The organism is Acinetobacter sp. YZS-X1-1 (assembly GCF_000804305.1).
Lineage (GTDB): Bacteria > Pseudomonadota > Gammaproteobacteria > Pseudomonadales > Moraxellaceae > Acinetobacter > Acinetobacter variabilis.
The window spans coordinates 35,314-56,042 of sequence record NZ_JWHB01000024.1; the positions used below are offsets into that span (position 1 = coordinate 35,314).

A 20,729-nucleotide genomic window follows, 5' to 3' on the forward strand; every position below is an offset into this window, starting at 1 on the left:
TTTACTAGTATTTTCTTGTCTTGACTGTTCTAAGGTGCCTTTAAACTCAATTCTATGAGTGAGATCTTCAATATGTTGCACTAAAGAGCTTTCTCTTTGATTTGCTAAATCTAACTGATTTTTAAGTAAAGAAATTTGATCTTTTAGAACATTTTCGATCTCTGATTGTACACGTACTGGGCACCAGTTGGATTCCCATAAACTCTTGTTAATTTAGATAGATCTATGAGTACGTGACTATCCCTACAGTTCTTTATCATGATGGATAAAATCCACCATTATTTGTGTGGGCATTCGAGCTCCGCCTGGGTGAAAAAAGCGGCTGCTTTACGTAGAGTTTCATTGGCTCTTTGCAATTCTTTATTGCCACGTTTGAGTTGTTTAATACGTTCTTGATCTGAAAGTTGCTGTACTTTGGCTGGATTCTGTTGACTCAAATGCTTCTGATGCCAGAAACGTAGTGTTTCAGAAGTACAGCCAATCTTGGGAGCAATTGCTGTGATTGCAGCCCAAGTAGAAGTATAATCTTTTTCAGATTCAATAGACCTCTTGCAAAAATCATTTTTTAATCAATTCCATGTTGTAAATTGCAGTAATCAAATTAAGGCGTAAACCCATCCGTTTACGCCGATTGCGATAACGCTCAGCAAGAATTCTAAAGGTCTTTAATTTGCCATTTACGTGCTCAATTCGGATACGTCGTTTTCCAATTTCACGATTGATTTGCTTATGTAACAGCGTCAATGGCTTATTTTTGCTTGATCTAAAGGGAATAAGGCCGTTCACTCCCAGTCGATTCAAACCTTGATAGCCTTTATCTACAAGCAATAATGCCTTGTATTTTTGTTTTTTACGCTGTTTTTTAAATAACTCAAAATCATGCACGCTGCCATGTGCAATGGCTGTTGATATAATTTGGCCAGTCTCGTAGTGAATCGTCAGCTGGGCTTTGATCGTATGACGTTTTTTCTTGCCGCTATAGTACTTTTTCTATTTTTTTTTGGACGTTCTATCGTCATTTCAGTGGCATCAATCACGATAACTCCCCAATCTGCACCTTCGCCTTGTGGTAACTTTTTAGGTAAATAAAATTTATCGGACTTTATTAAAAGGTTTTCAATCTTTTGAATAATGCGTGAAGCGCTTGATTCATGGATACCATAGGTCATCGCAATATAGAAGAGTATGCGATATTCGCGCCAATAGCTTAAGGTCATCAACAGCTGATCTTCAAGCGAAAGTATTGAGGGTCTTCCTCGTCGACTATCACTTTGAGCGGCTCTCAATACTTCAAGCATTTCTGCAAAAGTTGAGGGTTGTATTCCGACAAGTCGTTTAAACTGCTGGCTTGGCAGTATTTTTACTTTTGAGTAGTTCATGCAACAATGCTAACCAAATACGGCTTATTGATCGGTACGAAAAACGACTACCAGGTTAGTCATTTTTTGATTTATGCAAGAGATCTAATCAATAATTGAACCGTTCTACCTCTAATTTCAGGGGTATATTTTGGTTTTGTCATCGGGACACTAGGCTTCGCTACATCTTGCGAAACAATACTTTATCTCATCTCAAGAAAGTTGGTCTCCGACAAACCCGGTAAGGTTCAGACAGACTTCACTCTGAGGCTGACTATAATAATAGATGATATTTGTCTAGGAGAGTGATGGCAGTCAACAGGCACTTTTTATGTTCATTCCTATGCAAGATTGTAAGCTGAAATCTACAACTTGGAGTTGATTAAAAACTGATCTATGACGGAATTAGGTCGACCACTTACCCACGTTACGTCTTAAATTTGGCTCAATTAAGGGGCGCTTTGCCTTTCAAATCTTTGTGCAATAAAACCGATGCTTACTAATAACCTTACTGATAAATACAATTTAATATTAAACAATGGCTTATATTTTTTGATGTCTTAGGATTAGATTTGAAATTAAAATATGTCTGAGTTTTTGTAGTTCTCAGATTATTTTAAGTCATTTTTAAGATTCAAATTTTAGGCTAAAGCATATTAAAGTCTTCGAACTTAAAAAATGCTTAAACTGACTTCTTTTCCAAGCTTTCTTCAAATCAAACCAATTCGTTTAGCAAGATTTAATCTGATGCTCGCTATTTGGTTGGGATTAGTTTTGAATTTTTCTTTTTATCAAAAAATTCATCAACTGACGCCCCATAGCAATTTCAAAGCATGGGCATTATTAGCTACGACAGTCTTGGTTGTTATTGGCTTTTATTATCTGGTATTACAATGGCTTATCTGGAAGTGGAATGCCAAAATACTAGCCAGTATTCTGATCATTCTGGGTGGCTTTAGTGCTTATTTTGTTAATAGTCTAGGTATAGTCATTACCCCAGACCAGATCCAGAATATGTTACAAACTGATGTTCGTGAAATTCGGGATCTTTGGTCAATACGATTAATTATCTGGACATTGGTATTTGTCATTTTCCCACTCTTTATCGTGTGGATACTTAAAATTCAGCCTGTATCATTGGGGCGTCAATTGTTGCATAAAAGTTTGAGCAGTGTACTTTCACTCGGATTAATACTCAGCTTATTATTCTGTTTTTATGTCGATTATGCTGCCATCTTTCGTGAGCATCGTGACCTGAAAGGGATGATCTCCCCACAAAACAGTATTGCATCTACATTATCCTATTATAAGAAAAAAGCCCCTAAAGCAAATTTGCCATTGGTGACCTTTGGTGAAGATGCACATCTACTTCAGCAGACTCAAATGCAAAGCAAACCTAAATTGATGGTGCTGGTAGTAGGGGAAACTGCACGTGCTGAGAGCTTTGCTCTAAATGGCTATGCACGTAATACAAATCCTGAACTGAGCAAACTGCAGGTGATAAATTTTAATCAAGTCAGTTCTTGCGGAACTGCCACAGCTGTTTCAGTACCTTGTATGTTTTCAGGGATGACACGTCAAAACTATGATGAACAGTTGGCTAGCCATCGTGAAGGATTACTAGATATTGCTCAGCGTGCTGGTTATCAAGTGACTTGGATTGATAATAATTCTGGCTGTAAAGGTGCCTGTAACCGGATTCAAAATTATCAAATTCCCATTCAACTGAAACAAAAGTGGTGTGATGCTGAAGGTGAATGTTTTGACGAAATATTGGTAGATAGTCTGAAAGATTATTTGTCACATCTCGATAAAAATAATCAAAAACCACAGTTGATCGTTCTGCACCAAATGGGCAGCCACGGTCCGGCTTATTTCAAACGCTCCAAATCACCATACCAACCTTTCCAACCAACCTGTAATACCAATGCCATTCAGGGCTGTAGCGCCGATGAGCTAAAAAATAGCTATGATAATTCTATTGTCTATACAGATTATGTCCTTGCTCAGATGATCAAAACGTTGCAGGATCAAAAACAATATCAAACTGGTTTCTGGTATCTGTCTGATCATGGTGAATCTACCGGAGAACATGGTCTATATCTGCACGGTGCCCCTTATAGCATAGCACCAACGCAACAGACCCATGTTCCAATGTTGATGTGGTTTTCAGAGTATTGGCAACAGTACAATACCCAGCAGGTCAACTGTCTCAAAGCACAAACCGGTAAGATGCACAGTCAGGATAATCTGTTCCCGAGTTTATTGAGTTTGCTGGGTATAAAAACGCAAGTGATTGAAGCTAAAAATGATATGCTTGCACAATGCTCATCATCATTAAAGAACAGAGCTTGAGATGCATAAAATATTGATTATTGAAGATGACTTCATGATTGCCGAGTCAACTAAAACATTGCTCAAGCTCCATCAATTTGATGTGCACTGGGTCAACAATGGTATTGATGGCTTAAAACAGCTACAACAGCAAAATTATAATATTGTCCTACTAGATCTGGGTTTGCCAATGATGGATGGTATGCTGGTACTTAAAAATATCCGTCAAAAGTTCCCAAGTTTACCTGTCCTGATTATTTCTGCTCGAGATCAGCTACAAAACCGGGTAGATGGACTGAATAATGGGGCAGATGATTACTTAATTAAACCTTATGAATTTGACGAGCTACTGGCACGTATTCACGCTTTAATGCGTCGAAGTGGAAGTATAAATATTGAGAAAGATACTAATAAGAAGTTATTACACAGTGGTTTGGAATTGGATATTGAGCAACACATCGCATTATTTAACGGACAGGCTATCGAATTATCTAATCGAGAATGGTCTATTCTCACCGCACTATTAACGTATCCAAACAAAATTTTTTCTAAAAATGATTTAGAAGACAAACTTTATGATTTCGATAGTGATGTAAGTAGTAATACTGTGGAAGTCTATATTCATCATCTGCGGGCCAAATTAGGGAAAGACTTTATCCGGACGATTCGTGGACTAGGATATCGCTTAGGGTAAAGCATGATGAAAAAACGCTATTCCTTGCAAAAACGTCTAATTATTTATATTTCATTGTTTAGCGTAGTATTAGGCTGTGTACTAATCTCTGCGGCATACCGGATTGCACTTGAAGAAATTAATGAAGTCTTGGACAAACAGATGCAAAGTCTCGCAGAGCGCATTGCAGAAAATCATCCTGAACCGCTACAAAGCGAGATTGATTTAGGAAAACAGTATAGTGAAGAAGATTTATTTGTAGATATTTGGTCTTATACAGATACTACATTACATCCACAGGATGTTTTGGTTGCATCGGTCAAGAAAGCAGGATTCTATACACATCAAACCCCATACGGAACCTGGCTAACTTATATCATTCCTGGAGACCAATTACAGATCCAAGTAAGCCAGCAAAAAAATGTCCGGCAAGATCTAGCATTGGAGCTCGCAGTGAATATGCTTCTCCCTTATGTACTATTTCTTCCTTTTGCTATATTCGGTTTAAGCTGGGTAATTCGGAGAAATTTTCAGCCTCTTATTGATTTTAAAACAGAATTGGCCAGCCGTAAGGCTCAAGAATTAAAACCAATTGAAATGAAAGAATATCCTTTGGAGCTAGAACCGACCATTCAGGAAATGAATTACCTGTTTGGCCGTATTTCCTTAGCCCAACAAGAGCAGCGTCAATTTGTAGCAGACTCTGCACATGAACTACGTACACCACTGACAGCTTTAAATTTACAGTTACAGATCTTATTACAGCAATTTCCACAAAGTGATGCCTTGCACAACTTGAGTCTGGGCATCTTAAGGATGCAACATCTGGTAAATCAACTGTTAAGTTTGGCTAAACAGGATGTCACAGAAGGTTTAACTGAGCCTGTACAATCCCTGTCTCTGAATCAAATGACAGTCGCCTGCATTGAGCAGTTGATCCAGCTGGCACTACAAAAAGAAATTGATTTAGGAGTAGAACAACAGCAAGAATTGTTGATTCAGGGCCAGGCCTCAGCCCTACACTCGATTATTTATAACCTGATTGATAATGCAATTAAATACAGCCCAGAGCATGGCGTGATCAATGTATCGATATTGCAGCAAGGTCAACAGGCGATTCTACAGATAGAAGATAGTGGAGCAGGGATTGATCCAGCGCAATTTAACCAAATTCGTCAGAGATTCTATCGGGTTCATAACCATGCTGAAATTGGTAGTGGTTTAGGTCTATCAATTGTGGATAAAGCAACTGAACGTTTGGGCGGTACTTTAGAATTTTCAAAAAGTAGCAGCTTAGGTGGTCTGTGTGTACAAGTGAAATTTGCCTTGGTCGAAGCCTAAATAGATAGACTTTTGTCTTTTAGGTATTAAGGCTGTTTGATGCTAGCGAGCAAGGAAGCGTTTTTTTCAACTGGCATTTTGTGGCTAAATAAAACATAACCAATGATATTAATGCACCAAATCACCCAGCCAGTCCACAGGTTGTGACTCAGGAAATGTGCCCCTCGCATCATTTGTGCCCAGCCCATAGCGAAGCCTAAGATCGCTGCAGCGATTAGAAAAAAATAAGCCCGCTGACGGTTTACAGTGCGATAAACAAAATAGCCTGTCATTAATGCAAAACCACTAGATGCATGTCCACCAGGAAAACAATGTCCAGCGGTAGCACTGAAATCCCATAAAAACCCATTAGATGTAGGTGTTACCATATCCCAAGGACAGGCATGAACTGACTGGGATTTGATAATTCCGATTATCCCAGTTGTAAGCACTACCATTATAAAGAAATAACCTAATTCCCAACGCCTCTTATGCCAAGATTGCCATTTTAGTGCGACCATCCAACCAATGAATAGCACTATATAAACTAGAATTAACAGATCTTTGATATAACGATGATTTAACTCTGCCAGTGCCCAATCTTGCCGGAGGGGAAATTGTCCCTGACCATCGATAAATGGATAGATTAGTTTTAAATCAATGACTCCACCCACATCAAAAAAATTCCAGAGAAGCAAAAAACTGAAACTCAGTAGCAATATTTGATTCAGTAAAAAACGAGATCGTTCGGACGACATTTTAAATATTCCATTCTTGTCGTTGTAGCAGAAATAAGATCAAAACGAATGACCGATTAAAATGATGCCCCAAGTTACGGTAATTAAAATGAGTGCGACAAACTGGGCGGCACTGCCCATATCCTTAGCATTTTTGGATAACTCATGCTGTTCTATGGAAATACGATCCACTACTGCCTCAATTGCTGAGTTAATCAGTTCAACAATCAGTGCTAGCAGGCACACAGCCACCATGAGTGCTTGCTCAGCTAGACTCTGTGATATCCAAAAACTAAGAGGAATCAAAATCAGGTTAATCAGCACGATCTGCCGAAAGGCTGCTTCAGTTCGGAAGGCTGTTTTAAGGCCGGTCGCGGAATAACGAGCAGCATTGAAAATACGTTGTGTTCCGGAAGTACCTTTGTAGAGTGAACGATCGGGGGACATAGAAGTGATTCAGTTAAGACGAGATTTGATTAATTTAAATTTTTAACCTTAAAACTCCCTTAAAAATGGATGTTTATTTGATTGTTTTGGCGCAAAAAATGGCTTAACCCACTTCAATAGTTTTTAATTTCTTGAAATGCTCTAAGGTATCCCTCATTACACATCTTCTTAAAAATCATCAAAAGTAGTAACTAATATCATGATTAGACTTCTTGCGTTAGTCAAAATTTAAACAGCCCAAAGCTACATTTTATAAGGTTTTAGCCAATTCAAAAATTAGGTAAAATGATACTTTCGCAAGAGGTATATTGTTCAAGGAGTAGGTCAGCTATTTGGTTAAGGTACTCGAGTATTTTTGTCATTCAGAATCGACTCATTAATCCTTTGTTTTTTTCTGTCATTTTCTATCTTAATGGCTAAAGCTAATATAATTATTATTATGATAAGAATGCTTATTTTGCCCTTCATTTGTATACTTCTATTAGAAATAACTTAATAAATATTAGCATCTCAGCTCGAGATCTTAAAGTAGGATTCAAACCATATTTTAAAATAGAGTCACTTTGCACTTAATGTAATACAATTCTTGAAAAATTCTAATAATTAAAAATTTAATCAAACGAGTGATTTGAAAGTCAAAAGATTTAAAAATTCTAAAGCATAGACTTGAATAATGCGATGATCTCGAACGTCTTGCAGAACTGCAAGACGTTGAATTTCTTTGTCAGACATAGTGATCAGCATCTATATTTCATATCCAGTCCATGATGTTTAAACCACCATAAACTAGACATTTTTATTGGTGAGAATATAGACACTTTAAATGGGTTCTAACAAACTCTGGAGCTTTCGTATAAGGTGTATTATGTTAATTTTAGAAAATCTAAGAAATTAATATTATTTTAAACTAAAATAATTTAAAAGATACTCCCTAACAAAAGAGATATTCGGTTTCGGTACACCTCTGTTCCAAACTAAATAGAGCTGGTTCTCTGGTGCTTCAATTTTATTGTTGATTGCTATCAACTTTCCCGTTCTAAGTTCTTCTTCACAATGATAATCAGGTAGCACCGACCAACCATGTCCAGCTATTAAAAGTTGTTTAATAGCTCTTAAGTCAGGAACAATGCATGATGCAATCATATTAATTTTAGTTTTAAATAAGGCTGACCAAACTGTTCTTATTAAAGGTAAATCTTCATCATAAGAAATTAATGGTATCTGTGTTAAAACATCCTTATTAGGCTTCTTACCAATTTTATTACTCAGGTTTGGAGCATGCACCAATAAGAATTTTTCAGTAATTAATGGTAAAAATTCGAACTTTTCTTCATTAGGCTTAGATGCTGTAACTGCTAAATCGATTAGCTTATCTTCTAGAAGCTCATATATTCTATTTTTATTACCTGTTTGACAACGGATATTGAAACCTTTCTCCATCAACGAAATAAAAGGTGATGTTAAGCAGTAATATATAAAATCTGCTGGAGCAGCTAGAAATATTATCCCACCAGACACGTCACCTAATTTAAAGGAAGATAGCTTTAGTTCAAGTGCATCAACATTAGATGCTATTGACCGGGCTAATTCATCAGCGGCAATAGTAGGTTCAACACCACGTGGCTTACGTATAAAAAGCTTATTGCCAATAAAAGCTTCTAAAGACTGAATATGTAGTGAAGCAGCGGGTTGAGTTATTGATAAATTCTCTGCTGCTTTTGAAAAAGATTTTGATCTATATACTTCTAGAAAGGTCCTTAAATGGGTAAGACGGCTCATAAGTTTGATCATTCAGATATTTCTTTAATATTGATTTTAAGTTATCGAAAATAAGAAAAGTAGAAAAAAATCGATAGATTTTTTCTACTTCATAACTTAATTTTTTTTAATTTGAACCATTAAAATTACGAGGCCAATAATAGCTAAACAAGCGCCTGTAATGCCTGTATAGATCAAACCGACATGGCTGATAGTCAAGGCACCTAGTGTTGATCCCAGTGCAATTGCAAAGTTAAAACCAGCAATATTCAGACCTGATGCAATACTATCTGAATTAGGTGCATGTTTTTTTGCAATCTCCATTAATCTAGCTTGCAGAGTAGGCACTGAACCAAAAGTAAATAGGCCAAGTAAGGATACAAGAATAAGCATCATCACTGCAGAATGTATAAATAACCACATACTTAAGGTACTAAGGGCAATACCCACAATAATTACAATATTGGCTTTATTTGTACCAACTGCATCTGTAATTTTTCCACCTAGCATATTACCAATTGCAGCAAATATACCAAATAAGAGAGTGTATACAGGTATTGAAGTTACATTAACTTCTGTCACTTCAATAAGCATTGAAGCAATATAGGTATAAGCAACAAAAGATCCAGAGAAAGCAAATACCGTTACTAAGGCTCCATATATTAATTTGGAATTTAATAAACTTAGAAGCCCTTGTTTAATACTATATTTCTGGTCTAAATCAGTAATTAAAGGATCTTTCATACCAATAAATAATCCTAAAAACCCGAAAGCACCAAATATTGCAATCAATAACAATGCTAAATGCCAATCAATAATACTGCCTAGATAAGTACTAAAAGGAACTCCTATAGCCATTGCGATGGTGAACCCTCCAAATACAATGGCTACTGCACGACCTTCACGTCCATGACCTGCTAGTTTAGCTGCTGTACTTGCAGCAACAGCTAAGAATAAACCATGTCCCATTCCTGCAATAAATCGGGCAATAATCATTAAGGTTAAGTTAGTTGTTAGAGCGGTAATTAAACTACCTAGAGTAAAAATAACGGTGGTCATTAACATGACTTTCTTTCGTGACCAACCATTTGTTAAGAGAGTTACTATAGGTGCTGAGAATGTAGCTCCTAGTGCATAAGCAGTAACAAGTGAACCGATTTTTTCAACATTAACTCCTAAACTTTTTGCCATCACATCTGTGATACCAATTGGTACAAACTCCGCTAGACCTAAAGCAAAAGCCGTTATTGTAAAGATGTAGATAATGAATGGCATTTTTAAACTCATATTTAAATATATGAGAAGTTTAATTTCTATAAATATATAAAAAAATTATAATATTTATATTAAATATAAAAAAAATTATACCTATTAATAAGAGCTATATCGGCTATTTAACATAATGGGCGTTATACGAAATTTTCAAAAAAATACAGTAAAAATGGGAGCTTAAGGCTCCCATTCTTGACTTCGCATAAGGTGTATTATGTTAATTTTAGGAAAACTAAATACTCTTTTGATTCATACTTCTTTAAAAACTTTTTTTCTAAGCCATAGCGAAACCGTGACTAAGGCAATCAATACAGGCACTTCAACAAGCGGTCCAATCACTGTTGTGAAAGCTACAGGTGAAGCTAATCCAAAAGTGGCAATCGCCACAGCCAGTGCTAATTCAAAATTGTTGCCTGCCGCTGTAAAGGAAATAGCAGTCGTTTTAGGGTAATCGTTACCCATCCACTTACTCATAAAGAAGCTGATGAAGAACATTGCAACAAAATAGATCGATAAAGGAATAGCGATTCTAAGCACGTCTAGAGGAAGGCTAATCACTTCATTACCTTTAAGACTGAACATGGCTACAATCGTGAATAAAAGCGCAATAAGGCTGATTGGGCTAATCTTTGGAATAAACTTAGTTTGATACCAATCCAAACCTTTCTGTTTGACTAAAATCAGCCGGGTTAAAAAACCAAGTAAGAATGGAATACCTAGATAAACCAGAACAGCATGGGTAATGGTCCAAAAACTTACATCAATGATTTGTGCTTCTACCCCAAAGAATGGCGGTAAGAAGGTCAAGAACAACCAAGCATAAGTACTAAAGAACAAGATCTGGAAGATACTGTTAAACGCAACCAAGGCAGCAACATATTGATTATCCCCACATGCCAGACCATTCCAGACGAGGACCATCGCAATACATCGAGCTAAGCCTATGAGAATTAGGCCAGTCATATATTCAGGATAGGTGTGCAGAAAAATGATTGCCAAAGCAAACATTAGACAAGGTGCAATGATCCAGTTTTGAACAAGAGATAATGTAAGGGTTCGCTTGTCCTCAAAGACTTTAGGCAAGGTTGCATAGTCAACTTTGGCAAGTGGGGGATACATCATCAAAATAAGCCCTATTGCGATAGGGATATTCACTGAATTAATGCTTAATTGATCTAATACAACAGATGTTTGAGGGAAAAACACCCCAATACCTACGCCTAATGCCATGGCAATGAAAATCCATAGAGTTAGGTTTCGATCTAAGAATGAGAGCTTTGATGCGGACATTGAATTACTCGCATTGCATAGAGATAGATAAGTTGCTCGCAGGTTTATTCAGTACTTCATCATTTAAAACATTGAGAACTGCATTTACCCATTCTGGTAAATCAGGATTTAATCGGTAGTACACCCATTGTCCTTTGCGCTCATCTAGCAAAATTGAAAGGTTACGGAGTAAAGCCAAATGACGAGAAATTTTAGGTTGGCTCAGTTGTAATATCTCTGTGATTTCACAAACACATACATTTTGTCTTTTTAAAATAATTTTTAAAATATCTAGACGTGTCGGGTCAGATAGGCATTTAAAGAAATCTGCTTGATCCATAATCTATACTCTTATATATGCTATTGCGAATATACGTATATCCATATATAAATGCAATATTATAAAGTCCTGAGTAAGTCCAATGTCATCAAAAGTTAAGATCTATCATAATCCAGCGTGCGGAACATCAAGAAATACACTGGCGCTAATTCGAAATACCGGAGAAGAACCCGAAATTATTGAGTATCTTCTCAACCCTCCAAGTAAAAGTGAACTCATTAATTTAATTGAGAAATCAGGTCTCTCTGTACGTAAAGCTATTCGCAAAAACGTGGAACATTTTGAAGCTCACAACTTGGATCAGCAGCACTGGACAGATGAACAGCTCATTAATTTTATGCTTGAGTATCCAATTTTAATTAACCGTCCATTTGTTGTGACTGAACTGGGCGTAAAACTATGTAGACCATCTGAACTCGTTTTAGATATTTTGTCTGCGCCTCAATTAGGAGCTTTTATCAAAGAAGATGGTGAAATAATCATCGATAAAAATGGTAAGCGGATTAAATAAATCCGCCTCATTTAACATAATGGGAGGGGGAGATTAAGCTAAAATTAGGGTTTTAATTTAGAGAGGCTTTGTTGCACAAACCTATCTCTAAAGGCTTATTCCCTAATATAATTTTCGAATGAATAAGCCTACACCTAAAATCTACCGTACAACCAATTGGTCCACATATAACCAAGCTCTCATTAATCGTGGGAATATTGCCATTTGGTTTGATCCAAAAACACAATGGTATGCTCAACCCAAAAGCAAACATGGTCGAAATCAAACTTATTCCGATACTGCCATCCAATGCTGCTTAATGATTAAATCCATATTTCGTCTTTCTCTACGCATGGTCACTGGCTTTGTGCAAAGCCTCATTAAGCTTTGTGGTTTAGATTGGACAGCACCAGATTATTCCGCCATTTGCAGAAGACAAAGGTATATTGATATTTCGATTTGTTATCAAAAAAGTAGTGATGGACTGCATCTACTCGTAGACTCCACTGGCTTGAAATTTTTAGGTGAAGGCGAATGGAAACGCAAGAAACATCAGCCTGAATATCGTCGACAATGGCGTAAACTACATATTGGTATAGATGCGAAAACCCTACAAATACTAGCAGTTCAGCTCACAGCGAATAATGTGAGTGATTCACAAGTCCTTGGGGATTTACTTGATCAAATTCCACAAGATGAGCAGATTGACTCTGTTTATACCGATGGTGCTTATGACACAAAACAATGCCGTCAGGTCATTGCAGATCGGCAAGCGCATGCTGTGATTCCGCCAAGAAAAAATGCGAAACCTTGGAAAGATACAAAGATCAGCTCGTTAGAGCGAAATGAATTACTTCGAACAGTTAAACGTTTAGGCAGGACACTATGGAAAAAATGGTCAGGCTATCATCGGCGAAGTTTGGTCGAAACTAAGATGCATTGCATCAAATTATTGGGGGATAAACTCAGTTCGAGAAACTTCCAAAGCCAAGTCAATGAGATGCATGCACGTGTAGCAGTATTAAATAAATTCACAGAGTTAGGCCGACCTCACACCCAAGTTGCCACTTAAATTTGAGTAGATATGGGAAATCTTAATTTTTAAATCTTTGTGCAACAAAGCCACTAGATACTATAATTGGTTGCTCATGGAGAGTAGTATTTTTCGGATGGATTTTTATATATGCCAAATTTTGTGATTGATAAGATTGAACGAAAAGCCGCATTAGACGTGTTAAAAAAATTTACAGTTAGAAAACTTGGATATTCCCTAAGACGAGCAGATATTTTTTTCCTTCAGCATAAGGATGAATATATGACGGCTCACTTTAATATAGGTTTAGATGATTTGTATCTTCGATTTGGAGATTGTCGACATGCAGCTCCAGATCACAAATCTATTGTTGTTGCGAGAATTGGGTTTCGTCAGACAAAAAGGGGGCATGGTACTGAATTGCTGAAAGTACTTTGTATGTTTGGCCAAAGATTTGGTTATGAATTTTTGCAAGTAGAATGCCCTAATCCTGATTGTCAGGCGTTCATGAGAAAATTAGGGTTTAAAGATACTCATATTCTACCTATTGGCGAATTGAGAAATTCTATTCAAGAATATGAGCTGTTGAGACAGACCGAAGCTAATTGCGTATAAGAGATTTTATGTTAAATATATAGTTATTAGAACAAATAAATATGAATATAGCTTTAAGTATTATCTAAAAGTATACTAAACTTAAAAGCTATACTTAATTAATTGTAAGTGAATGAAATTATTTTTATTTATTAAAAAAAAACTTGATTTAACTCTTAGAAACCTAATACTTTTTTTAGCAGTATTTTCTGTATCTACCCTTTTTATTATTTCTTTAGTTGTTAGTTATCAAATAGTAAAAAATCAACTTATCAATAATTCATTATCATTAAACTCTGAATATGCAAATAAAATTGCAACAAGTACTGATAATCATTTTAAAAATATATTAACCCAACTCGATTATAGTGCAAAAGTATTAGGAAAAGATTTTGATGATGAAAGCACTAGAGAATCAGAAGTACAGAGATTAAATATGCAATCTAATTACTACAATAGCGTAGTAATTAGCGATCCTCAGGGTAGGTTGATCAACTATTCACCTAATATTTTAAACATTGATAAAAACAAAGTACAAAGCACATTAGGAATTAATAACTCAATAAAAAATAAAAAGCCTTATATCTCTACACCTTATCTTTCTATTAGAAAGAATATGATTATTTTTATTTCTCAGCCGATTTATGATAGTAAAAAAAACTATAAGGGATTTATTGGATCTACTATTTATTTAAAGGAAAAAAATATTATTAATCAGATGTTAACTACATCTGAAAGCTATAAAAAAAGCTATATGTATGTCATTGATGGAAATGGTCAGATAATTTTTCATCCTGATCATAAAAGAGTTGGGGATATAGTAAAAAATAACAATGGTTTAGAATATATAAAAAAGCAAAAAGTTGGAAAAATTCGCCTGATCAATAGTAGAGGGATAGATAATCTTGCTGGATTTTCACATATAAAAACTACAGATTGGATAATTGTCTCGCAACAACCTACTATGGAATTATTAAAGCAAGCTACTTCAATTATTTATAAAGTTTCTGCTGGAATCTTTATATTCTATTTAATTATCTTTTATATCGTATGGAAATGTTCTTTTTTCATAGCATCACCTCTGCATAAATTAGCGAATATTGCTGGTTCGCTTCATCTACCAGAAGTACGGGGTGAAATTAAAACTATTTATCCATGGTATTACGAAATAGTTAAATTAAAACACGCTCTTTTACTAAGTGTTAAAAACTTTTCAATAAAAATCAATGAAATGGATCACTATGTTAACACTGACCCTCTTACTGGTCTAATGAATCGTAGGGGAATGAACTTTTTTATAACCAATCAAATGAATGAAAAAAATAATTTATCTATTTTACTAATAGATATAGATTTTTTTAAAAGAATAAATGACACATATGGACATGATCAAGGTGATTCGGTTCTAAAGTATCTTGCAAAAACTATGCAAAAAAGTTTTCGTAAAAATGACGTCTGTTGTCGTTATGGTGGGGAGGAATTTATTGTTGTGATACCTAATACTAGCCAACAAGATGTTTATGAAAGTGCTGAGCGATTTAGAAAAGAACTAGCAACACAGACCATCCCAAATGTAGGGTCTATTACAGTTTCTATAGGGATAGCTTCTTGGCCTGAAAGTTCTGAGGATATTTCAGAAGTTTTTAAAATTGCAGATAAATATCTTTATGAAGCTAAGAACAGTGGAAGGAACTGTGTAAAGTTCTAATCAATAGTTAAAAAAAATTTATACATATGAATAGGCTGGACTACTACCATTAATCGTAGATTATATCGTCTACCCTATTCGGTGTATAAAAGTATCATTATTAGAATCGTAATATCCACTCACCCAATCCTGTGCTTGACTTGGAAATGTCTGTATAGGATATTTCTACTTGGTTTTAAGGTAGGACATTTCTACTTAGGAATAACACAAAAATGGGAGTTAAAGGCTCCCATTTTCACTGTTTTTTTGAAAATTTCGTGTAAGTACCATTATGTTAAATAAGGGCCACGATTTCAAAAAATCACAGTATCATCTATTAGTAAAAGCTAGTTTGACGGCAAATAATATAAAAATTGATCCCGTAATTTGATCAATTTTTTTCAATGCTCCATTTCGATGAAGAAACTTGGAAATAGATTGCATTGAAGTAATAAGAATGACTGACCATAAAATGCCTAAACTAACATGCACACTTACCAAACTTAAAAGCCATAAGGTAGAATTTCCACTACTAGGTACAAATTGTGGTAGGAAGGAAATATAAAAGATCCCCACTTTAGGATTCAAAATATTAGTAAGAAATCCTTTTAAGAACCAGTTTTCATTTCTCATTTTAGTAGTTTTTATCTCAAAGCTTTTTCTTGGCTTGAATAGTAAACCTAAACCTAGCCATACCAAATAGATAGCCCCGACCCATTTCATTAAGTTAAAGGCTAATTCGGAGGCTGATAAGATAACTCCCACACCCAAAGCAATTAAGATGCCCTATACTAGACATCCGGAGGCTATACCTAATCCAGCATGAAATGCTTTACATTTATTCTCCACTGTAGCAGTTCTTATTATTAGGGCTGTATCCAATCCGGGAGTTACAGTTAACAAGATAATCGCTATAAAAAATGGAATTAGAAGCTCAAGCATACTGTCTCTATCAAACTAGAAAAGTACCAATTATAAATTAAATAATTTAAGGCCAATCAGAAAAAAAATTGAAGTTCAGCTAAAGTTAACATAATACACGTTATGCGAAGTCAAAAATGAGAGTTTAAGCTCCCATTTTTATTGATGATTTTTCAGAAATTAGAGCCTAGATTTTTGTCTAGACTTCTTCAAATTTCACATAACGGCCATTATGTTAAATGGACTACAAATTAACACTAAGATATTCTTATTTTTTAATTTTGATGTGAATTTTAAATGCGTGAAGATATTGAGATTCTACTAAGTTTTTCAAACATGGTTGATAGAGTCACGAATGGTGATGTAATACGACAGAATAAAGAAGAAATTATCACTAATTTTTTAAAATCATATTATGCAGACATGTATGAAGTTGAAAAACTACATATTGGTGATAAATATGAAAATGCAGATATGAATTATTTAATTGATTTAAAAAGAAAAATTTTTGAAAAATATTGGCATAATCATGAAGAATATTATCAACCATGTTCTGGTGGAAACAGTGCAAATTTTGATTGGGTAAAAGTCTCTAATATAAAATTGTATGAAAAAGGAGATGACTTTCAACAACTATATTTAATTTCAATTACATACAAAGGTATTTTTGAAGATATCAAGCTATATATAATCGAATATAAAGATGGAAGGCTAGGTATTCAACAAGAGTTTTTTGAAGTTATTTAAGATTAAATATTTAAACGAAATATATGAACTTAATTTCAGCAATTTTATTAAAGCAACACCCTATTAGTGGATGTATTCAAGATGGAAGAGGGAATCCTAAACCGTTTCCAATTCTTGCTATTGATGGGATTCCATTAAATGTATGGATAGATAAAAACACCAATATCATTGAAGAGACAAATACTCTTGTTCCAGCACAAGGATGGTTATATGACTTTGAAAACAATCTGTCTTTAAGTGATGCCTGGAAAATTCTAAAACCTGAAGTTTCTGAATATGGTGCTGTCTCGACAGTCGTACCAATTTTAATTTGTCCTGATGATTTAGACCTTGTGTGTAGCGTAATTATGGTTGAACAAGTTATTACAGAAACAGAGGTCACATGGATTAGATTTGGACGAAGCTGGAATCATATACACGATCTAGTTACATCAGTAATTTGGGAGAAGCCCTTTGCATCTCCTGTCTTAACATTCAAATTGAGTAATTTTGAAGAAGCATACAATAATTTAAAGAACTTAGATGAAGTCTGGAATGGGGTTATTTAACATAATGGGCGTTATGCTAACTTTAAGGAAGCCTAGACAAAAATCTAGATTCCATTTTCTGAAAAGCTCTAGATAAATTAAGGATATATCTCAATTTTTTTGATTTCGTATAAGGTGTATTATGTTCATTTTAGAAATAATTAAAAGTTTGGAAATACTAGTGAAATGCAACTTATAGAAATGGAGCCTTATTTTTGGGAACTATATGAGGATAGCGAAAATATATATCTCAATGTTCTTATAAATATGAGTGCAATTTCTTGGGAGAAAACTATCTGCCTAGATAAACAAACGATTCAGCAATATCAGACTCAAGGAAAAGGTTTTATTGATGACTTAGCTAAAAGAATTGAAAGCAGCCAATTTAGAAAAGATTATGAAAGATTTTATTCATTTCCAGATGCCTCTGCAGAACAAAAAGAGGGAATGCTTCTAGCATTTAATGAATATAGGGCTAAGCAAAATTAAAGCCATTTAACATAATGGAGCTTATACGAAATTTAAAAAAAGCCCATGTCTAAGGCATGGGGTTCGTATAATCTGTATTATGTTAATTTTAGTTTTTCTTCACTTTAAAATGAATGTCTAAATACACTAGAGAATGGTTCTATGAATATGAAAACTGAACCTTGGATTGAGGATAGTGATCCCTTAAAGCCCTATTATGGGAAATTAAGTAATCAGGAATATACCGATATTTCTAATATATTTACTTTATGGATTAATCATAATAATTATATCAATCCTTCAGTAATTTCTAAAAATAAAAAATTAAATTTATTAGATTATTCAAATAAATACAACGAAAAATGTAATCAAGACTTATACGAACTGCTATGTGAGAGCCTAAAGCAAACAGATGGATATCTCTATTGGCTACCTATAAACAATGCAAAAAATGAAAATACCTTTGCCGGATATTCTCCAGTAATGATTGCTAAGACTCCAATAGAAGCCAAGTATTTAGATTATGCTTCTCGCTCTTTTCTGCAAATGCAAAATGGTGGATATGCAATTATTGAAAGCAACCTAAATTTTATAGCCCTGGTTGTTGATGGCTACTATATGCAGGTGGCATTACATTCAAACTTTATGAATGAGCAATTTCAAGAATATCTCGATAGTTGGAACGAAATCGAAAAAAAGCTTGATGAAACTACAGCACAATGCCTTTCACAAGCTTATTTCATACAGTAGAAATTAGAGAGGAATGAAGTATGTAAGGTACCTCATTTAATATAATGGCAGTTCTACGAAATACACTTGTATATTAATATAAATATCAATAACTTAAAATTTTAGTCATGACCAAGAAAAGGCAAAAAATTGGCTTTTGTAATAAGTTGGTGAGTTTTTAAGCGAATCTGTAACATTTTGCCAGTAAAATTGGCTAAAAAACGATCAATTTGGCGATCGGTGCCCATTTCATGCGGATCCAGGTTCCAAAACTATCCCCAATTGCTGGGGATAAAATTTAGGCTATTTTGTACGCCTGGGCTTACGTGAATTCCGGCCCTTTGCGGCTATCCAGGATACTGGAACTTTCCTATGATGAACTCATCAGGAACAGGAAGTTCCATAACACAAAACAAGAATTATAAGTTATTGCACAGGAACCAGAGGGTAATAACAGCACATCAAGCAAAAGTAAAAAACCCTGACAGGATGTCAGGGTTTTTTATTATCTAATTTTTTAAATCAAGGTTGGATGAGCATCCAGAATGCGGATCAGCGTTGCTGCTGGGCCGAGGTTAGTGAGAGATTGAGATTCCTGTTAGCAAATAACAGTTACACAGAATTTTGACTGGGTTCTAATATTAAACCCAGTCAAAACAGGTATTAACTTATAAACTCAAAACCAACTTGAACAGCATAAAGACCACCGTTTATAATTTTTGACAGTTTTGTAATAATGCGTAGCCACCTTTAGATTTTTTTAAATCTAACAGAGAGTAGACCACTGAGTCTCCAAACACGCCATCATTAATAGTTCCTACGCTCAGTAAGTAGTTATTATTGGAGAATACTGGATTATTTTTTTTACTATATTGATCATCAAAGTTTAGCTGTTGTGAAATATTATCGTAAGTCACTGTCGCACTAGTTTTTTGATTATTAAAGTGGTAGGTTACGCTTAGATTTTCGTTGCTATCACACTTGTAGTTGACGACATAATTTTGCTGGTTAGATGGTTGCTGCTGGTCAGTGATAAAGGCTTTCAAATTAAATTTTATTTCGGTGCTTGCATGCTTACGGGCATCATTGCGTGTTTGGCTTACGATAAGCTTATAATCCCCTGTATAAGGCAGGACTTGGAAATCACCAGAGAGTTCACTAGTTTTATTGTTATTTCCAAGATACAGTAAATTTAATACCACATCGTCTGATGTGTTTTGTCTTACTACTCTTAATACTTGATTAGCTTGTGCATGGAATATATATTCCTTTGTATCATAGCCAGTAATACTGCCCTTAATATCCAAAACTTGGGGGTTAGCAATATTACTGTGACTATTTTTATGAGAAGTCTCGACTGCATTAGTATACTGACTATTGTTATCAGGTGTTGTGTTACAGCCTGATAGAGCAGCTATACACGACATCACCAATGCAAGAGCGAGTATTTTCTTTGATTTCATCTTAAAACCTTTCGTATTAAAAAATAATTGATTATTTTAACATCCAAAATAGTTGAGTTTATTGACGTCGGAAAAACTATATATTACATCCATAACGGCTTTGTTGCACAAACCTATCTGTAAAGGCTTTTTCAGCGATATAATTTTCAAATGAAGAAGCCTACACACAAAATCTACCGCACAACCAATTGGCCCGCATATAACCGAGCACTCATGAGTCGCGGAAATATTGCCATTTGGTTTGATCTTGCTACGCAATGGTATGCGCCATCAAAAGGCAAACAAGGGCGAAATCAAACCTACTCCGACGCAGCCATCCAATGCTGCTTAATGATTAAATCCTTATTTCGTCTGTCTTTACGTATGGTTACTGGCTTTGTGCAAAGTCTGATTAAACTTTGCGGATTAAATTGGATAGCTCCAGATTACACCATGCTTTGTAGAAGACAAAAGCATATTGATATTGCAATCAGCTACCAAAAAAGTAGCGATGGGCTGCATCTACTCATGGACTCTACAGGCATGAAGTTTCTAGGTGAGGGCGAATGGAAACGCAAGAAAC

General features: G+C 35.1%; 21 protein-coding genes and 3 pseudogenes. 12 read left to right on the forward strand and 12 right to left on the reverse strand.

The window, feature by feature from the left end; translation table 11 throughout:
• Positions 1-246: 246 nt before the first annotated feature.
• From RJ01_RS15645 to RJ01_RS12115, 3 genes and pseudogenes are all read right to left on the reverse strand, one after another.
• A pseudogene (locus tag RJ01_RS15645) lies at positions 247-542 on the reverse strand (IS3 family transposase); the annotation flags it as partial.
• Positions 543-558: 16 nt separating this feature from the next.
• Positions 559-954 carry a transposase gene (locus tag RJ01_RS12110; RefSeq protein ID WP_081402673.1) on the reverse strand — a complete coding sequence of 132 codons (396 nt, stop codon included), beginning with the start codon at positions 952-954 and terminating at the stop codon, positions 559-561.
• Complete coding sequence (locus RJ01_RS12115) at positions 939-1,379, reverse strand: transposase family protein (RefSeq protein WP_052209096.1); 441 nt, start codon at positions 1,377-1,379, stop codon at positions 939-941. Before RJ01_RS12115 ends, RJ01_RS12110 begins: the two co-directional genes overlap by 16 nt.
• 657 nt (positions 1,380-2,036) lie before the next feature.
• On the opposite strand from RJ01_RS12115, the gene RJ01_RS12120 reads away from it, so the two are divergent.
• From RJ01_RS12120 to RJ01_RS12130, 3 genes are read left to right on the forward strand one after another with little or no spacing between them, the layout of a single operon-like run.
• Positions 2,037-3,713 carry a phosphoethanolamine transferase gene (locus RJ01_RS12120; RefSeq protein WP_034171268.1) on the forward strand — a complete coding sequence of 559 codons (1,677 nt, stop codon included), beginning with the start codon at positions 2,037-2,039 and terminating at the stop codon, positions 3,711-3,713.
• A gap of 1 nt (position 3,714) precedes the next feature.
• Entirely contained in the window at positions 3,715-4,386 is a 672-nt protein-coding gene (locus RJ01_RS12125) for a response regulator transcription factor (RefSeq protein WP_034171269.1), read from the forward strand.
• A gap of 6 nt (positions 4,387-4,392) precedes the next feature.
• Entirely contained in the window at positions 4,393-5,706 is a 1,314-nt protein-coding gene (locus RJ01_RS12130; RefSeq protein ID WP_171248474.1) for an ATP-binding protein, read from the forward strand.
• Positions 5,707-5,732: 26 nt separating this feature from the next.
• Here the strand turns inward: RJ01_RS12130 and RJ01_RS12135 are convergent, their stop codons facing one another.
• From RJ01_RS12135 to RJ01_RS12165, 7 genes and pseudogenes are all read right to left on the reverse strand, one after another.
• Positions 5,733-6,443, reverse strand: coding sequence for a phosphatase PAP2 family protein (locus RJ01_RS12135; protein WP_004780023.1), 711 nt, complete (start codon positions 6,441-6,443; stop codon positions 5,733-5,735).
• A gap of 39 nt (positions 6,444-6,482) precedes the next feature.
• On the reverse strand, positions 6,483-6,869 hold the full coding sequence (locus tag RJ01_RS12140) for a diacylglycerol kinase (RefSeq protein WP_034171271.1): 387 nt from the start codon (positions 6,867-6,869) through the stop codon (positions 6,483-6,485).
• Positions 6,870-7,473: 604 nt separating this feature from the next.
• A pseudogene (locus tag RJ01_RS16860) lies at positions 7,474-7,613 on the reverse strand (ISNCY family transposase); the annotation flags it as partial.
• Positions 7,614-7,766: 153 nt separating this feature from the next.
• On the reverse strand, positions 7,767-8,648 hold the full coding sequence (locus RJ01_RS12150) for a LysR family transcriptional regulator (RefSeq protein ID WP_264673490.1): 882 nt from the start codon (positions 8,646-8,648) through the stop codon (positions 7,767-7,769).
• Between the two features lie 96 nt (positions 8,649-8,744).
• Entirely contained in the window at positions 8,745-9,902 is a 1,158-nt protein-coding gene (locus tag RJ01_RS12155) for an MFS transporter (protein WP_034171274.1), read from the reverse strand.
• Between the two features lie 246 nt (positions 9,903-10,148).
• Positions 10,149-11,189 (reverse strand): ACR3 family arsenite efflux transporter, encoded by a 1,041-nt coding sequence (gene arsB, locus RJ01_RS12160; RefSeq protein WP_034171275.1) that lies wholly within the window; start codon positions 11,187-11,189, stop codon positions 10,149-10,151.
• Between the two features lie 4 nt (positions 11,190-11,193).
• The gene (locus RJ01_RS12165) at positions 11,194-11,508 is read right to left on the reverse strand and encodes a metalloregulator ArsR/SmtB family transcription factor (RefSeq protein ID WP_034171276.1); all 315 of its coding nucleotides are present in this window, start codon (positions 11,506-11,508) and stop codon (positions 11,194-11,196) included.
• A gap of 82 nt (positions 11,509-11,590) precedes the next feature.
• Between RJ01_RS12165 and arsC the strand changes: the two genes are divergently transcribed.
• From arsC to RJ01_RS12185, 4 genes are all read left to right on the forward strand, one after another.
• Positions 11,591-12,019, forward strand: a complete 429-nt coding sequence (arsC, locus tag RJ01_RS12170; protein ID WP_034171277.1) for an arsenate reductase (glutaredoxin) — start codon at positions 11,591-11,593, stop codon at positions 12,017-12,019.
• A gap of 118 nt (positions 12,020-12,137) precedes the next feature.
• Complete coding sequence (locus tag RJ01_RS12175; RefSeq protein ID WP_034171278.1) at positions 12,138-13,070, forward strand: IS5 family transposase; 933 nt, start codon at positions 12,138-12,140, stop codon at positions 13,068-13,070.
• A 111-nt stretch (positions 13,071-13,181) separates the two neighbouring features.
• On the forward strand, positions 13,182-13,646 hold the full coding sequence (locus tag RJ01_RS12180) for an N-acetyltransferase (protein ID WP_034171279.1): 465 nt from the start codon (positions 13,182-13,184) through the stop codon (positions 13,644-13,646).
• 112 nt (positions 13,647-13,758) lie between these two features.
• Positions 13,759-15,333, forward strand: coding sequence for a sensor domain-containing diguanylate cyclase (locus tag RJ01_RS12185; RefSeq protein WP_034171280.1), 1,575 nt, complete (start codon positions 13,759-13,761; stop codon positions 15,331-15,333).
• Between the two features lie 309 nt (positions 15,334-15,642).
• On the opposite strand, the pseudogene RJ01_RS12190 reads toward RJ01_RS12185, so the two are convergent.
• A pseudogene (locus RJ01_RS12190) lies at positions 15,643-16,254 on the reverse strand (LysE family translocator).
• Between the two features lie 276 nt (positions 16,255-16,530).
• Between RJ01_RS12190 and RJ01_RS12195 the strand changes: the two are divergent.
• The 4 genes from RJ01_RS12195 to RJ01_RS12210 all read left to right on the forward strand — a co-directional run bounded on the left by RJ01_RS12195 (position 16,531) and on the right by RJ01_RS12210 (position 18,725).
• The gene (locus RJ01_RS12195; RefSeq protein ID WP_034171281.1) at positions 16,531-16,980 is read left to right on the forward strand and encodes a hypothetical protein; all 450 of its coding nucleotides are present in this window, start codon (positions 16,531-16,533) and stop codon (positions 16,978-16,980) included.
• A gap of 23 nt (positions 16,981-17,003) precedes the next feature.
• Complete coding sequence (locus tag RJ01_RS12200) at positions 17,004-17,528, forward strand: hypothetical protein (RefSeq protein WP_034171282.1); 525 nt, start codon at positions 17,004-17,006, stop codon at positions 17,526-17,528.
• A 165-nt stretch (positions 17,529-17,693) separates the two neighbouring features.
• Complete coding sequence (locus RJ01_RS12205; RefSeq protein WP_034171283.1) at positions 17,694-17,996, forward strand: hypothetical protein; 303 nt, start codon at positions 17,694-17,696, stop codon at positions 17,994-17,996.
• Between the two features lie 147 nt (positions 17,997-18,143).
• Positions 18,144-18,725, forward strand: a complete 582-nt coding sequence (locus RJ01_RS12210; protein ID WP_227504431.1) for a hypothetical protein — start codon at positions 18,144-18,146, stop codon at positions 18,723-18,725.
• A gap of 689 nt (positions 18,726-19,414) precedes the next feature.
• Here RJ01_RS12210 and RJ01_RS12215 read toward each other — a convergent pair.
• On the reverse strand, positions 19,415-20,167 hold the full coding sequence (locus RJ01_RS12215) for a hypothetical protein (RefSeq protein ID WP_034171285.1): 753 nt from the start codon (positions 20,165-20,167) through the stop codon (positions 19,415-19,417).
• A gap of 150 nt (positions 20,168-20,317) precedes the next feature.
• Here RJ01_RS12215 and RJ01_RS12220 point away from each other — a divergent pair.
• Positions 20,318-20,729, forward strand: a 412-nt coding sequence (locus RJ01_RS12220; protein WP_034171286.1) for an IS5 family transposase, incomplete at its 3' end; no start/stop codon positions are given.